Source organism: Streptomyces sp. NPDC051310, from assembly GCF_044455245.1.
Lineage (GTDB): Bacteria > Actinomycetota > Actinomycetes > Streptomycetales > Streptomycetaceae > Streptomyces.
In genome coordinates this window covers 31,676-46,314 of sequence record NZ_JBITEO010000037.1, presented here as the reverse complement: position 1 = coordinate 46,314, position 14,639 = coordinate 31,676, and the positions used below count along the sequence as shown (strand labels likewise).

The window sequence follows — 14,639 nt, the reverse complement described above, 5'->3', positions numbered from 1 at the left end:
TGTACTCACCCTCTCGGGCTTTCCTCCGGGCGCTTCCCTTCGGTCTTTCGTGTTTCCAGCTTAGCAGATCCGTTTTCCGTTTCTGCCACCCGCTGAAGCGGGCTGCCGAATGTGAGGAGCGCTTTCGCGTTTCCCTTTCCGGCGGGGTCAAACACTACCAGCCTTTTCCGGCCCCTCTGACCACCGACTAGCGGGCGCAGAGGTGTAGACCACTGGTGTAGACCAGTTAGGATCTCGGCTTGATAGGTCGCTGTCGACCTCCGACTCAGTGTCGCGTCGGGGCCAGACAGGGGTACGACCCTACCTGCAGCCGGTAGTTGAGGCAAATCGTGCCGGTTGTCCGGAGGGCCGCGTAGCAGGTCTTCTCGGACAGAACCGGGACATCTCATGACATACGCTTCTGACAGTACGCCGTCCGGGACAGGCAGTGACGGCGACACAGAATCTCCGCCCCCTGGGAGGCTCCCCATGACCACCGTGACGTCGCCGCTCGCCGGCCGGGCCATCGGACTCGCCGCTGTTCCCGACCCTGTCTTCTCCGGGGCGATGGTCGGCCCGGGCACCGCCATCGATCCCGTGCGTGAGGCGTCCGAAGCCGTCGCTCCCGTCGACGGGGTCATCGTCTCCCTGCACCCGCACGCGTTCGTCGTCGTGGACGGCGAGGGCCACGGCGTGCTCACGCACCTGGGCATCGACACGGTTCAGCTCAACGGCGAGGGCTTCGAGCTGCTCGTGAGCAAGGGCGACACCGTCCGGCGCGGGCAGGCCGTCGTGCGGTGGAACCCGGTGGCCGTGGAGGCGGCCGGCAAGTCTCCGATCTGCCCCGTCGTGGCCCTGGAGGCCACCGGCGACTCGCTCGGCCAGGTCGTGGAGGACCGCGACGTGAAGGCCGGGGACACGCTCTTCACCTGGCAGTGATGTCGGCGCCGTCCTGCGGGACGGCCACGGGACGGACATTCATACCGTGGCGGCTCCGGCCGCCACTCAATCGGAGACAGGTGTAATGGAGACAACGCTGCGAGGCGTCGGCGTCAGCCACGGTGTGGCGATCGGCGAGGTACGGCACATGGGCACGGCAGTCCTCGAGCCGCCGGCCAAGCAGATTCCCGCCGAGGAGGCCGAGCGCGAACAGGGGCGTGCACGGCAGGCCGTCGAGGCGGTGGCGGCCGACCTGATCGCGCGCGGCAATCTGGCCGGCGGCGAGGCACAGCACGTGCTCGAGGCGCAGGCCATGATGGCGCAGGACCCCGAGCTGATGGCCGATGTCGAGCGCCGCATCGCTGTGGGCAGCACGGCGGAGCGGGCGGTGTACGACGCGTTCGCCGCGTACCGGGCACTGCTCGCGGGTGCCGGCGAGTACCTGGCGGGGCGGGTCGCGGACCTCGATGACGTGCGGAACCGGATCGTGGCGCGGCTGCTGGGTGTGCCGATGCCGGGTGTGCCGGACAGTGACGAGCCGTACGTGCTGATCGCGCGGGACCTCGCTCCGGCGGACACGGCGCTGCTCGACCCGACGCTGGTGCTCGGGTTCGTGACGGAGGAGGGCGGTCCGACCAGCCACAGCGCGATCCTGGCGCGGGCGCTGGGTGTGCCGGCCGTGGTGGCGCTGCCGGGCGCCGGCGAGCTGGCCGAGGGGACCGTGATCGCGGTGGACGGCAGCACGGGCGAGGTGTTCGTGGAGCCGAGCGCCGAGAGGCGGGCCGAGCTGGAGCGGGCGGCTGCCGAGCGCAAGGCGGCGCTGTCGGCGACGTCCGGTCCGGGGGCGACGTCGGACGGGCACAAGGTGCCGCTCCTGGCGAACGTGGGCGGGCCTGCCGATGTGCCGGCCGCCGTGGAGGCCGGGGCGGAGGGTGTCGGCCTGTTCCGGACGGAGTTCCTGTTCCTGGACGACAGCAGGCGGGCTCCCTCCGAGGAGAAGCAGGTCGAGGCGTACCGCGCGGTGCTGGAGGCGTTCCCCGAAGGCCGGGTCGTGGTGCGGGTGCTGGACGCGGGTGCGGACAAGCCGCTGGACTTCCTGACGCCGGCGGACGAGCCGAACCCGGCGCTGGGCGTGCGGGGTCTGCGGACGCTGCTGGACCACCCGGAGGTGCTGCGGACGCAGCTGTCGGCGCTGTCGAAGGCGGCCGAGGGGCTGCCGGTGTACCTGGAGGTCATGGCGCCGATGGTGGCCGACCGTCTTGACGCGAAGGCGTTCGCCGACGCGTGCCGTGAGGCGGGGCTGCAGGCGAAGTTCGGGGCGATGGTGGAGATTCCGTCCGCCGCGCTGCGGGCGCGCTCGATCCTGCAGGAGGTCGAGTTCCTGTCGCTGGGCACGAACGATCTGGCGCAGTACACGTTCGCCGCCGACCGGCAGGTGGGTGCGGTGTCGAGGCTGCAGGATCCGTGGCAGCCGGCGCTGCTGGATCTGGTGGCACTGTCGGCCGAGGCCGCGCGGGCCGAGGGCAAGAGCTGCGGTGTGTGCGGCGAGGCTGCCTCCGATCCTCTGCTGGCGTGTGTGCTGACGGGTCTGGGTGTGACCTCGCTGTCGATGGGTGCCGCTTCGATCCCGTATGTGCGGGCGACGCTGGCGAAGCACACGCTGGCGCAGTGCGAGCGTGCTGCCGCGGCGGCGCGTGCCGCGGACACGGCCGAGGAGGCGCGGCTGGCGGCGCAGGCGGTGCTGTCCGGCGAGTGAGGTGATGCCTCGCCGAGGTGTGGAGGGGCTTTCCCGCGGTGGCGGGGAAGCCCCTCCTGCCGTGTGCGTGGTCAGTGATGGGTGGGCGGGTCGTCGTCGCCGGTGATGTCGAAGCCGGCGAGGTACTCGACGTTGTGCTCGGGGGCGACCGGTTCGCCGGTGTCCGCGTCGGTGCAGTAGGCGTCGAAGACCTCGGCGGCGCTGAGCGGGAGGACGCGGCCGCGGTCCAGGCGCCAGCCGTGGACGCGGTCGGGAGCGCCCGGGGTGGTGGTGCGCAGGACGAGTCCGCCGGGGCTTTCGCATGCGATGCCGGCGGCCAGGACGGTGGTGAACTCCGCGCCTTCGGACGGGTCGAGCTCGGTGGGGCCGGTGCCGGTGCGTTCGGCGTGGAGGACGGCCATGAGGTGCTCGCCCTGGGTGGGGACGCTGCAGACGACGTGGTGGGTGCCGGAGCCGGCTGCCTGGAGCAGGCGGTGGAGCAGGCGGGTCGCCCGGTCGAGGGCGGCGTGGGCGTCGTCCTGTCCGCAGACGGAGCATGCGCCGGCGCCGGCGAGGAGCAGGGTGGCGTACTCCCAGGTGGAGTGGCGTACCGCCTTGTCGATGAGGAGGGGTACGAGCAGTTCCATCGGTTGTCCGCTGTAGGTGACGCGGGCGCCGGTGGCCGCGACCTCCGCGGTGAAGCGGCTGCGGCTGGCGGGGTCGTCGGGGTCGAGGCCGCCGCGGGCGCAGTAGTCGGCGTAGTCCTCCGGGTCGAAGAGGGCGACGCTGGTGTGTGCGCCCTGGGAGGCGAGCCTCTGCAGGAGGTCTTCGACCTGGTGCAGGTAGGTCGTGTGGTCGTCGAAGGTGAAGGTGCGGTAGCGGCGCATGGCCGTGAAGTCCTGTTCGTCGGCCAGCAGGCCGACGGTGCAGGGTACTTCGCGGCGCAGGGCGCGTCGCGTGGTCGCGGTGGTCCGGGTGCGTGCCATGAATCCCCCTTGTTCATCGGTGCTCACTCACCGTAACCGAGGGGTCTGACAGTGGCGCTGCGGGCAGCCGGTCGCGGACCAGCCGGCGCTGGGCGAGGCAGGTGGCGGCGAAGCCCGCGCCGAGGACGGGCCAGGCGAGCGGGCCCGTGGCGATGACGGCGGTGACGAGGAGCGGGCCGACGCTGCGCTGGGTGGAGGAGGCGAGGCCGTGCACGCCGAGGTAGGCGCCTTGGGCGTCGGCGGGGGCGAGGACGAGGGAGAGTTCCCACGAGACGATGGCGTGGATCATCTCGGCGAAGGTGAGGGCGATCGCGGCGGCGGTGAGGGTGGCGATGGCGGTCCACCGGCCGCCGGCGGTCGATGCGGCCATGGCGAGGCAGCCGGCGGTGAAGAGGCCGGCGAGGGGGATGAGGAGCCTGCGGGCCGCGGTGGAGGTGGCGCCGAAGCGGGCGAGCGGGACCTGGAAGAGGACGACGAGGACGGAGTTGAGGACGAGCAGCAGCGGGGCGAGGCCGACGGGCGCGTCGGTGGCGTGGACGATCCACAGGGGCATGCCCACCTGGAGGATCGCGTCGTCGAGGAAGAGGGCGGCCTCGGTGGCGGTGTAGAGGAGGAACGTGCGGTCGCGCCAGGGGTCGGAGGGCTTGGCGGGTGCGGTCGGGGTGGCGTCGGCGGTGGTGACGACGCGTGAGGGTGAGGGGGGTTCGGCGCAGCGGAAGGTGAGCGCGGCGATGGCGACGTACGAGAGGACGTTGCCGATGAGCAGAACCTGGTAGGCGGTGGCGGTGCCGATGGTGAGGACCGCCGCGGCGCCGAGCCCGCCGAGGGACCAGCCGAGGTTGGAGACGGTGCGGTTGAAGGCCTGGTAGCGCACGCGCCGGGGGCCGGCGATGCGGGCGGCGTACAGCTTGGTGAGGACGTTGGAGGCCCGGTCGGGCAGGGCGCCGACGGCGGACCAGAGCAGCAGGAGCGCGTAGTCGTGGGTGGTGAGGAGGGCCAGCAGGGCGGCGGCGCGCAGGAGTTGGGCGGCGATGAGGACGCGCGTGACGGGGAACCGGTCGGCGAGGCGGCCGGCGAGGGGGGCGCCGGCGATGCCGACGCCTCCGGAGACGCCGATGAGGAAGCCTACTTGGGCGAGGGACATCCCGGTGACGTGGGTGAAGTAGAGGGCGACGGCGGTGGCCCAGAGTCCGGTGCCGGTCTTGTCGATGAGGGCGACGACGAGCATGCGCCGGCCGTCGCGGCCTCCTGGGATGCGTAAGGCGAGTGCGGCGCGGCGTCGGTGCTGGTCCACCGGTTCCCCCTTGACTCGGGATTAGGTATTGATACATAGTGAAGTACGTGGCAGCACAATATGCGATCAGTGGTACGACGGCCAAGGGGATTGCCGCGTCCGTCGAGCGGGCCGTGGCCGGCGGCGGGCTCCGGCCGGGCTCCGCCCTGCCTCCCGTACGGCGGCTGGCGGAGGAACTGGACGTCAGCCCCGGGACCGTGGCCACGGCCTACAAGGAGCTGCGGCAGCGCGGGATCGTGGTGACGAAGGGGCGCGGGGGGACGGTGGTGGCACAGGCGCCGTCGGTCGGCTCCCGGCGCCCGCCCCGCGTGCCCGAGGGGGTCCGTGACCTGGCCGGCGGCCATCCGGATCCGGCGTTCCTGCCGGTGCTGAGGCCGCCGTCGCCGGTCGGCCCGGTGCCCGGGTCGCGCAGGGCCTCGCCGCGCCTGGCGTCCCTGGTGGAGCTGTCGCGTGCGTGGTTCGCGCGGGACGGCGTGCCGGTGGAGCACGTGACCTTCGCGCAGGGGGCGCTCGACTGCGTGGGCCGGCTGCTGTCCACCGAGCTCAAACCGGGTGACTCGGTGGCCGTGGAGGACCCCGGGTTCCACCACCTGCTGGACCTGGTCCCGGCGCTGGGGATGCGCATGGTGCCCGTGGCGGTGGACGACGAGGGGATGACACCCGAGGCGCTGCGGACCGCGCTGCGCGCCGGGGTGCGGGCGGTGGTGTGCAGTCCGCGGGGCCAGAATCCGGTGGGCGGCTGCTTCTCGCGGGAGCGGCGGGACGCCCTGGCGGGCGTGCTGTCCGATGCCCCGGAGGTGCTGGTGATCGAGGACGACCACAACGCGGAGGTGTCCGGCGCACCGTCGTTCGCGCTGGCGGCGGCCGGGCTGCCGCGCTGGGCGCACGTGCGGACCGTGTCCAAGCATCTGGGCGTGGACCTGCGGTGGGCCGCGCTCGCGTGCGACGCGACCACGCTGGCGCGGCACGAGGGGCGGATGCTGCTGACGTCCGGCTGGGTCAGTCACGTACTGCAGGAGACCGTGGCGCGGCTGCTGACCGACGAGGACGTGGCGCGGCTGGTGGGCCGGGCGCAGGACGCGTACGGGGAGCGCCGGGGTGCCCTGATCGGGGAGCTGGCCCTGCGCGGGATCGCGGCGCGCGGCGAGAGCGGGATGAACGTGTGGGTGCCGGTGCGGGACGAGTCGGCGGTCGTCAACGGGCTGCGTTCCCGCGGCTGGTGGGTGGCCGCGGGAGCGCGTTTCCGGATCGCCGCGCCCACGGCGGTACGGATCACGTCGGCGACGCTCGAGCCGTCCGACGCGGCGCGGCTGGCCTCGGACTTCGCGGATGTGCTCGGTGAGTCCGAAGCCCTGTACGGCGGTTGAGCCGGCGGGTCACTCCATGGCCGTCGCCCGCTTGCGGGCGAGCTCCTCGTAGAAGCGCAGCAGGTCGAGGTTGTCGACCGAGCCGGGGTTGACGGCCTTGGCGAGCTCGGTGCCCTGCAGGAGGCGCTTGACGGGGACCTCGATGCGCTTGCCGGTGAGGGTGTGCGGGACCCCGGGGACCTGGATGATCTCGTCGGGGACGTGGCGCGGGGAGAGCTCGGTGCGGATCGTCTGCTTGATGCGCGCCACGAGGTCCTCGTCCAGGGTCGCTCCCTCGGCGAGGTGGACGAAGAGCGGCATCCAGTAGCCGCCGTCCGGCTCCTCCAGGCCGATGACGAGGGACTCCCGGATCTCGGGGAGGCGTTCCACCGCTTCATAGATATCGGCGCTCCCCATCCGGACGCCCTGCCGGTTGAGGGTGGAGTCGGAGCGGCCGTGGATCACGACCGAGCCGTGGTCGGTGATCGTGATCCAGTCCCCGTGGCGCCAGACGCCCGGGTACATGTCGAAGTAGCTGTCGCGGTAGCGGCTGCCGTCGGGGTCGTTCCAGAACTGCACGGGCATGGACGGCATCGGGTTGACGACCACCAGCTCGCCCACCTCGCCGGTGACGGGCTTGCCCTGCGGGTCCCACGCCTGCAGGTCGGTGCCGAGGCAGGCCGCCTGGAGCTCGCCGATGTGGACGGGGAGGGTGGGGACGGCGCCGGCGAAGCAGCTGCAGACGTCCGTACCGCCGCTGACGGACGCGATCCACAGGTCGTCCCCGACCTCGTCGTGGAGCCAGCGGAAACCGTCCGGGGGCAGCGGCGAGCCGGTGGTGGCGACGCACCGGACGCGGGACAGGTCGTGGTCGCGGGAGGGGTGGACGCCGGCCTTGCGGCAGGCCATGACGTAGGCGGCGGACGTGCCGTACAGGGTGGCGCGGGTGCGCTCGGCGACGCGCCACTGGGCGCCGGTGTCCGGGTAGCCGGGGCTGCCGTCGTACAGGACCACCGTGGTGCCGGTGAGCAGGCCGGAGACGAGGAAGTTCCACATCATCCAGCCGGTGGAGGTGTACCAGAAGAAGCGGTCCCCGGGGCCGAGGTCGCAGTGCAGGCCGAGCTGCTTGAAGTGCTCCAGGAGGATGCCGCCCTGGGACTGGACGATCGCCTTGGGCAGGCCGGTGGTGCCGGAGGAGTACAGCACCCACAGGGGGTGGTCGAACGGGACCTGCTCGAAGACGGGCTCCGCGTCGCCCGCGGTCAGCGCGTCCCACGCGAGCGTGCCTTCGGGGGCGTCCGTGCCGAGGAGCGGGATGTGGACGACCGCGCGCAGGGTGGGCAGCTCTTGGCGCAGTTCGGCGACCGTGTCGCGGCGGTCGTGCTCCTTGCCGCCGTAGCGGTAGCCGTCGACCGCGAACAGGACGACCGGTTCGACCTGCTGGAAGCGGTCGAGGACGCTGCGGGCGCCGAAGTCGGGGGCGCAGGAGGTCCATACGGCGCCCACGGCCGCGGTGGCGAGGAGGGCGGTGACGGCCTGCGGGATGTTGGGCAGGTAGCCGCTGACGCGGTCGCCGGGCCGTACCCCCAGGGCCCGCAGCTCGGCGGCGAGGGTGCCCACCTGGCGGCGCAGCTCGGCCCAGCTGACGGGGGCCGGCTCGTGGGTCTCGTCGACGTGGAGCAGGGCGGGCTCGTCGGGCCGGTCCGCGGCGGCGCGCAGGGCGTGCTCGGCGTAGTTGAGGGTGGCGCCGGGGAACCACTGGGCGCCGGGCATGGAGCGGTCGCCGAGGACGCGCTCGTACGGCGTGGCGAAACGGACGTCGAACCACTCGGCGACGGCCTGCCAGAAGGTGTCGAGCTGCTCGACGGACCAGCGGTGCAGCGCCGGGTAGCCGCCGTCGGCCGGGGCGCCGTACCGTTCGGCCGCCCAGGCCTGGAAGCGGGTGACCGCGGCGGTGGCGATGCGGTCCTGGTCCGGCTGCCAGAGCGGCTCGGTCTGCGCGTGCTCTGAAGTCATGTGGGCTGCTCCCTGGCTGTAACGCGGGTCTGCGTGTGTCGCGCGCACGTGCGGGGGTGTGCGCGTGACGCGGCTGACAGGGACGATGCCATGTGAACGTTGTTCGCACCAGGGTTCGCCGCCCATGGTCGGATGACTGAATATGTGGTCCCACCATGGGTGAACGGCAGTTGAACGGCTCTCCCGAGCCCCTGGAGTGCTGGCAGGGTGAACGGCATGGACGGTCGTGATCTGGTGCGTTCGGTAAAGGTGTTCGCGACGGTACGGGGACTGCGCGCGGCGCGGTCGGCGTGGCGGCAGCGGCGTACGGACGCGTGGGGGCTGCCGCCCCGGGGCGCCGAGCGGGCGCGGGTCCCGGGGCCGGCGCGGGGTGCGGAGCCGCTGCCGGGCGGGGGGATCGTCCGGTTCGCCCGTTCCGAGCTTCGGGTGTTCGTGGCGGGCGGCACGGTCTTCTGGGGGTGGGACGGGGCGGAGCCGCTCCCTTCGTACGCGCTGGCGGGGGACCCGCCCGAGCCCGACCCGCGGGCCGTCCTGGAGCCCGACAAGGGCGGCGGCTGGCGGGTGGTCGCCGAGCGGGTGACGATCGCGGTCTCGCGCAACGGGGCCGTGGAGGTCCGTACGCCGGGCGGGGTCGTCCTGCGGCGGGAGCTGCCGCCGCGCTGGTGGGAGCCGGTGAGCGGCGGCCCGGCGCGGTGGGTGCAGCGCGCCGAGGTGCCGGCCGACGCGCGGTTCTTCGGGCTGGGCGGGCGGGCGTCGGGGCCCCGGCTGCGGAACGGCACGTACCGGCTGTGGAACACCGATCCGCGCGGCGGTTTCGACCCCGGCGACGACCCGCTCTACATCACCATGCCGGTCCAGCTGGTCGTCTCGGACGCGGGCACCCACCTGGCGTTCCACGACAGCTCCTGGGACGGGCAGGTGACGCTGCGGGAGGGCGAGGAGGGGGCCGGGTCCGGGCACGACCGGCCGGGGACGAGCGAGCTGCGGATGAGCGGCGGACCGCTGCGCTGCTGGGTGGTGGCCGGAACCCCCGCGCGCGTGCTGCACGGCTGGACGGCGCTGACGGGGGCGCCGGCGCTGCCGCCGTCCTGGGCGCTCGGGCCGCAGCACGCGCGGTGGGGCTTCGGCACCGAGCGGGAGGTGCGGCGGGTGGTCGCCGGGTACCGGGAGCGGGACCTTCCGCTGTCGGCGCTGCACCTCGACATCGACCACTACGACCGGCATCAGGTCTTCACGGTGGACCGGGAGCGGTTCCCGGACCTGCCCGGGCTCGCGCGGGACCTGCGCGAGCAGGGTGTGCGGCTCGTCTCGATCGTCGACCCCGGGGTGCGGGCCGAGCCCGGGAACGCGGTCTACGACAGCGGGCGGGCGGTCGGGGCGTCGGGGGCGTTCGTCCGGGACGGGCGCGGCAGGGAGGTGCAGGGGCTGGTGTGGCCCGGGGAGTGCGTGTACCCCGACTTCACCGACCCGGCGGTGCGGGAGTGGTGGGGCGGGCTGTACGAGGAGCGGCTCACGCAGGGCTTCTCCGGGGTGTGGCACGACATGAACGAGCCGGTGTCCTTCGCGCCCTTCGGGGACATGACGCTGCCCCGCTCGGCGCGGCACGCGCTGGAGGGCCGGGGCGGGGACCACCGCGAGGCGCACAACGTCTACGGGCTGGCGATGGCCGCGGCGGGCTACGAGGGGCTGCGGCGGCTGCGCCCGGACGAGCGGCCGTTCCTCTTCTCCCGGTCCGGCTGGGCGGGGATGCAGCGGTACGGCGGGACCTGGTCGGGCGACGTGTCCACCGGCTGGCCGGGGCTGTCCGCTTCGCTGTCGCTGGTACTGGGGCTGGGCCTGTGCGGGGTGCCGTACTCGGGGCCGGACGTGGGCGGCTTCGACGGCAGCCCGTCGCCGGAGCTGTTCCTGCGCTGGTTCCAGCTGGGTGCGTGGCTGCCGCTGTTCCGTACGCACGCGGCGATCGACGCGGGGCGGCGCGAGCCGTGGGAGTTCGGGCCCGCGGTGCTGGAGCACGCGCGCGTGGCGCTGGACGAGCGGGAACGGCTGCGGCCGTACTTCGTCACGCTGGCGCACCTGGCGCGGCTCACGGGGGCTCCCTATGTGCGGCCGCTGTGGTGGGGGGCTCCCGACGACCGGGCGCTGCGCGACTGCGAGGACGCGTTCCTGCTCGGTGACGCGCTGCTGGTGGCGCCGGTGCTGGCGCGCGGGATGGACCGGCGGGCGGTGCGGCTGCCGCGCGGGCGCTGGTACGACACGGTGACGGGCCGGGCGTACGAGGGCCCGGGGCAGGTGCTGCTGGACGCGCCGCTGTCGCGCATCCCGGTGCTGGCCCGCGCGGGCGCGGTGCTGCCGGTGCGGGGCGACGCGGAGGGCTCCGGGGAGCTGGAGGTGTGGGCCCCGGCCCCGGGGCGCACGGGCGGCGGCCTGGTGGTGCGCGACGCGGGGGACGGCTGGGACCACGCCGAGGTCGAGCGCTACACGACCCGGCTGGTGGACGGCGGGGTCCGCGTGGAGCGGGTGACGGACGCCGGAGCGGTACCGGTGGAGGACCGGCGGGTACGGGTGCGGGGGCTGGACCCGGAGCGGGGCTGAGGCGGCGGGCCGGACGCGCACCCCTCACCGGCGGTGGCTCTCCGCAAGGGCGCACGGCGGCGCGGGGTCCGCACGGCGGCCGGAGTGGGGGCATTCGGGTGAACGCGGCGCACGTGGGGTGCGGCCGGGACGTTACGCAGAGCGGGTCCGGCCGACCGGGTGCCGGGTCGCTCGACGAGAGGATGAGCCATGATCAAGCAGGTTCTGGCGACCGCGGGGATCGCCGCGGCCGCTCTGGGTGCCGCCGCCGCCGATGCCGCGGCCGTGGGCGACCGGGGCGTACACACCCAGAACGGCAACTACTCCGTGCAGGAGTACGGGAACACGGGCAGCGACCCGGCGCTGTCGGCCGACCGGGGTGCGGACGAGGCGGCTCTGCGGTCGCTGGACCGCTGGTAGCCGCGACGGCACCCGCTTCCGGCGGCGGACGGCATGTCGCCCCCACGCCGCCGCTCTGCCGGCAGACCGCACGCCACCCGGACGCATCCGCGGGCCGGGCGGCGGGCGGCCGCCGCGGGGGTGCGGGCCGTCGTGTGCGCCGCCCCGCGGCGGTTCAGCGCTCGCCGTACCGGCCGGCGAACCACCTCCGGACCGCCTCCGTGTGCAGCGGGAAGGCCAGGTCGGCCGGTGCGTGCAGGATGTGGTGGCCGGCGGTCTCGTCCGTGGGGGCCGACGCGGGCAGGCCGCCGGCGGGGCGTGCGGGCAGCAGACCGAACACCAGCAGGTGACCGGCGGGCGAGCTCATCACGTCGGCGAGGCGGACCTCGGCCGCGGCGGCCTCGATACGGGTCTCCTCCCGCAACTCCCGTACCACCGCGTCCCGCCAGTCCTCGGCGTGGTCGATGAAGCCGCCGGGCAGGGCGGTGCCGCCGCGGTGGGGCTCGATCGCGCGGGTGATGACGACGAGCCCCGCCCCGCGCGCGCCGGTGACCGGGAGGAGCGCGACGGCCACCGGCAGGGGGTTGCGGTAGGCGGTGGCGCCGCAGGAGGCGCAGGTGCGGGGCCAGGCGGCGGAGGGCGGGTGGGCCGCGCCGCACGCGGTGCAGTGGGTGTCCTTCACGGGGCGGACTGTACCGACGCCGTCGGGGCTGGTAGACGGTGCCCATGACCAGACTTGCTTCCGCCGTACGCGCCGTCGCGACCGTCTGCACCGCTCTCGTCTGCGCGGTGACGGCAACGGTGACGTCGCCCGTCGCGCAGGCCGCGTCCGAGCCGAAGGCGCCGCAGCAGTTCGTGGCTCTGCGCTCCGTGGATCCGACGATCCTCCAGGAGATGCGCTACACCACGGCGCACAACTTCGTCGGTGAGCCGGTGGACGGGTACCGGCAGCCGCTGTGCATCCTGACCCGGCCGGCCGCGCGGGCGCTGCACCGCGCGCAGGTCCGGCTGCTGCGGCAGGGGTACTCCCTGAAGGTGTACGACTGCTACCGGCCGCAGCGGGCCGTCGACCATTTCGTGCGGTGGGCCGGGGATCTGCGGGACGAGAGGATGAAGGCGGAGTTCTATCCGCTGGTGGACAAGACACGGCTGTTCGCGGACGGCTACATCGCGGCGAAGTCCGGGCACAGCCGGGGCTCGACGGTCGACGTGACGATCGTGGCACTGCCCGCGCGGCCGACGCGTCCGTACGTGCCGGGCGAGCCGTTGGTGTCGTGTTCCGCGCCTCGGGAGGAGCGGTTCCCCGACAACTCCGTGGACATGGGGACGGGTTTCGACTGCTTCGACACGCTGTCGCACACGGACGACCCCCGGGTCGGGGGTGTGCAGCGCGCGAACCGCCGGCTGCTGAAGGACGCGCTCGCCGCGCAGGGCTTCGTGAACCTGCCGGAGGAGTGGTGGCACTTCACGTACAAGCCGGAGCCCTTCCCGGACACGTACTTCGACTTCCCGGTGGCGCGGCGCTCGGTGGCCGGTCACTGACCGCGGCGGTGGAGCGGGCGGCCGGGGCCACCCCCGTGGGACCCGGGCGCCCGCTCCCTCCACTTCGACGCAGCCCGGCCGGGTCCGGTTGCTCCCTCGTGCGGGCCCCTGCCCGCGGGGCGGGGTCCGTGGCACACTGACCATCTGACGCTACGTCAGTTCTCGGGATGCCGGGAGGGGCCGTGACGCGCACACGCACACCCGTGGTGACCGGATGGTTCACCCACGACAGCGGCGAGAAGGACTTCCGGCTGCTGGGCACGCGCTGCTCGGCCTGTTCCGCGGTCTGCTTCCCGCGGGAGGACGTGCACTGCCGCAATCCGGCGTGCGAGGGCGGGGGCCGGATGCTGGAGGTTCCGCTGTCGCGGCGCGGGCGCGTCTGGTCGTACACGGACGGCCGCTACCGGCCCCCCGCGCCGTATGTGTCCGACCCGGACGTCGTGTGGCGGCCCTACACCTTGGTCGCCGTGGAGCTGGAGGCGGAAGCCATGGTGGTGCTCGGGCATGCCGCGCCGGGTGTGGGGGTGGCCGATCTCGCCGTCGGCATGGAGGTGGAGGTCGTCCCCGGCGTCCTGCACGAGGATGCCGGGACGGTGTGGACCACCTGGCACTGGCGGCCGGTGACGGCCCGGTGAAGGACATCGCCGTCCTCGGGGCGGGCATGCATCCGTGGGGCAAGTGGGGCCGGGGTTTCACCGAGTACGGGACGGTCGCGGTCCGCGCCGCGCTCGCCGACGCCGGGGTCGGCTGGCGGGAGATCCGGTCCGTGGTCGGCGCCGGCACCGTGCGGGGCGGATACCCGGGGTACGTGGCGGGCGCGGCCTTCGCGCGGGCGCTCGGCCGGCAGGGGGCCCCGGTCACCAGCGTGTACGCGGCATGCGCGTCCGGCGCCCACGCGATCGCGACGGCGCGGGCGCAGATCCTCGCGGAGCTGGCGGACGTGGTGCTCGTGGTGGGTGCCGACTCCGCCCCCAAGGGCTTCTTCGCACCGGCCGGCGGCGACCGGCCGGACGACCCCGACTGGTTGCGGTTCCGCGTCCTGGGGGCCACGAACCCCGCGTACTTCGCGCTCTGGGCACGACGGCGCATGGCCGTGCACGGGGACACCCCGGAGGACTTCGCGCTGGTCAAGGTGAAGAACGCGGCCGCCGGCGCGCTCAACCCGTACGCCCGCTACCGCACGCCGGTCACCGCCGCCGAGGTCGCCTCCTCGGCCGTGGTCGCCGATCCCCTGCGCCTGCTCGACATCTGCGCGACCTCCGACGGCGGGGCGGCGCTGGTGCTGTCCTCCCTGGCGTACGCGCGGCGGCGCGGGGTGGCGGACCCGGTCCGGATCCGTGCCGTCTCGACCGTCACGCCCGTCCATCCCCGTACCGAACTGGACCTGCCGGACATCGCCACCGACTCCGCCGCCGGCCTGGCACCGGGCACCTCGTCCCTGCGGGCGTCGATCGCGGCGGCCGCGTACGAGGAAGCGGGGATCGGGCCCGGGGACCTGTCCCTGGCGGAGGTGTACGACCTGTCCACCGCGCTGGAGCTGGAGTGGTACGAGGCCATCGGGCTGTGCGGCGAGGGCGAGGGCGCCACGCTGGTCCGGGAGGGTGTCACGGCGCTCGGAGGGCGCCTCCCCGTCAACGCGAGCGGGGGTCTGGCGTCCCTCGGTGAGGCGGTGCCCGCCCAGGCCATCGCCCAGGTGTGCGAGCTGACCTGGCAACTGCGCGGGACGGCGGGTGCCCGGCAGGTTCCCGGGGCGCGCGTCGGGATCACCGCCAACCAGGGCCTCTTCGGGCACGGCTCGGCGGTCGTCACCGTCCGCTGAGCCGCTAGGCCGT

The 14,639-nt window shown here is 73.9% G+C and carries 12 protein-coding genes; 8 read left to right on the top strand and 4 right to left on the bottom strand.

Annotation, left to right across the window (positions count from 1 at the left end):
* The first annotated feature begins 468 nt into the window (after positions 1–468).
* Both ACIA79_RS32930 and ptsP read left to right on the top strand, forming a co-directional pair.
* A complete protein-coding gene (locus ACIA79_RS32930; RefSeq protein ID WP_399432095.1) occupies positions 469–918 on the top strand; it encodes a PTS glucose transporter subunit IIA in 450 nt (149 codons plus the stop codon).
* 85 nt (positions 919–1,003) lie between these two features.
* Complete coding sequence (gene ptsP, locus ACIA79_RS32925; protein WP_399432094.1) at positions 1,004–2,674, top strand: phosphoenolpyruvate--protein phosphotransferase; 1,671 nt, start codon at positions 1,004–1,006, stop codon at positions 2,672–2,674.
* 71 nt (positions 2,675–2,745) lie between these two features.
* Here ptsP and ACIA79_RS32920 read toward each other — a convergent pair whose 3' ends face one another.
* Both ACIA79_RS32920 and ACIA79_RS32915 read right to left on the bottom strand, forming a co-directional pair.
* Positions 2,746–3,639 (bottom strand): hypothetical protein, encoded by an 894-nt coding sequence (locus tag ACIA79_RS32920; protein ID WP_399432093.1) that lies wholly within the window; start codon positions 3,637–3,639, stop codon positions 2,746–2,748.
* A 13-nt stretch (positions 3,640–3,652) separates the two neighbouring features.
* Positions 3,653–4,933, bottom strand: a complete 1,281-nt coding sequence (locus ACIA79_RS32915) for an MFS transporter (RefSeq protein WP_399432092.1) — start codon at positions 4,931–4,933, stop codon at positions 3,653–3,655.
* A gap of 47 nt (positions 4,934–4,980) precedes the next feature.
* On the opposite strand from ACIA79_RS32915, the gene ACIA79_RS32910 reads away from it, so the two are divergent.
* Positions 4,981–6,300, top strand: coding sequence for an aminotransferase class I/II-fold pyridoxal phosphate-dependent enzyme (locus ACIA79_RS32910; protein WP_399432091.1), 1,320 nt, complete (start codon positions 4,981–4,983; stop codon positions 6,298–6,300).
* Between the two features lie 9 nt (positions 6,301–6,309).
* Here the strand turns inward: ACIA79_RS32910 and ACIA79_RS32905 are convergent, their stop codons facing one another.
* Positions 6,310–8,295 carry an acetoacetate--CoA ligase gene (locus tag ACIA79_RS32905; protein WP_399432090.1) on the bottom strand — a complete coding sequence of 662 codons (1,986 nt, stop codon included), beginning with the start codon at positions 8,293–8,295 and terminating at the stop codon, positions 6,310–6,312.
* A 216-nt stretch (positions 8,296–8,511) separates the two neighbouring features.
* On the opposite strand from ACIA79_RS32905, the gene ACIA79_RS32900 reads away from it, so the two are divergent.
* Both ACIA79_RS32900 and ACIA79_RS32895 read left to right on the top strand, forming a co-directional pair.
* A complete protein-coding gene (locus ACIA79_RS32900; RefSeq protein WP_399432089.1) occupies positions 8,512–10,887 on the top strand; it encodes a glycoside hydrolase family 31 protein in 2,376 nt (791 codons plus the stop codon).
* A gap of 189 nt (positions 10,888–11,076) precedes the next feature.
* Positions 11,077–11,286: a hypothetical protein gene (locus ACIA79_RS32895; protein WP_399432088.1), complete on the top strand. Its 210-nt coding sequence runs from the start codon at positions 11,077–11,079 to the stop codon at positions 11,284–11,286.
* 154 nt (positions 11,287–11,440) lie between these two features.
* On the opposite strand, the gene ACIA79_RS32890 is transcribed toward ACIA79_RS32895, so the two are convergent.
* Positions 11,441–11,947: an NUDIX domain-containing protein gene (locus ACIA79_RS32890; protein WP_399432087.1), complete on the bottom strand. Its 507-nt coding sequence runs from the start codon at positions 11,945–11,947 to the stop codon at positions 11,441–11,443.
* 44 nt (positions 11,948–11,991) lie between these two features.
* Here ACIA79_RS32890 and ACIA79_RS32885 point away from each other — a divergent pair, with 44 nt between their 5' ends.
* From ACIA79_RS32885 to ACIA79_RS32875, 3 genes are all read left to right on the top strand, one after another.
* Positions 11,992–12,807: a M15 family metallopeptidase gene (locus ACIA79_RS32885; protein WP_399432086.1), complete on the top strand. Its 816-nt coding sequence runs from the start codon at positions 11,992–11,994 to the stop codon at positions 12,805–12,807.
* Between the two features lie 203 nt (positions 12,808–13,010).
* Positions 13,011–13,442, top strand: coding sequence for a Zn-ribbon domain-containing OB-fold protein (locus ACIA79_RS32880; protein WP_399432096.1), 432 nt, complete (start codon positions 13,011–13,013; stop codon positions 13,440–13,442).
* Positions 13,403–14,626: a lipid-transfer protein gene (locus ACIA79_RS32875; protein ID WP_399432085.1), complete on the top strand. Its 1,224-nt coding sequence runs from the start codon at positions 13,403–13,405 to the stop codon at positions 14,624–14,626. Before ACIA79_RS32880 ends, ACIA79_RS32875 begins: the two co-directional genes overlap by 40 nt.
* Positions 14,627–14,639: the final 13 nt, after the last annotated feature.